Source organism: Shewanella sp. AS16, from assembly GCF_021412365.1.
GTDB classification, from domain to species: Bacteria; Pseudomonadota; Gammaproteobacteria; order Enterobacterales; family Shewanellaceae; genus Shewanella; species Shewanella salipaludis.
Map to the genome: position 1 here is coordinate 1 of NZ_JAKCLK010000057.1, position 429 is coordinate 429.

Annotated in this window: 1 protein-coding gene; it reads left to right on the forward strand. The window is 52.4% G+C overall.

The window, feature by feature from the left end:
- A partial coding sequence (locus LZP73_RS19310; protein ID WP_234236535.1) for an IS3 family transposase occupies positions 1-429 on the forward strand: 429 nt, incomplete at both ends.

Genomic DNA, 429 nt, shown 5'->3' on the forward strand with positions numbered 1-429 from the left:
TTGAAAGATGTCGTCTCAAAAAAGTGGTGACGCCAGCGGCTAAAAAAGCCGTGGTTAGTCTGGCGAAGACAATACACAACCTGAGTGAGAGACGGGCCTGCCTGCTGTTTTGCATCAGCAGGACGGCTGCGCGTTATGTTGGTATTTCTCGGGATGATGAGGCAGTTAACTCCCGCTTGAAAGAGTTGGCAGTGCGCTATCCGCGCTATGGTTATTTGCTGCTGCATGGCTTGCTCAAGGCGGAAGGTCTGGTCGAGAACAAGAAGCGTACCTACCGGTTGTATACCGAATTGGGCCTCCAGGTTCGTACCAAGCAGCGTAAGAAGCTGATACGCCCCCGCATTCCCATATCGTTACCCAATGGTATCAACGAACGCTGGTCGATGGACTTCGTTTCAGATCAATTGGCAAGTGGCAGACGCTTCCGGG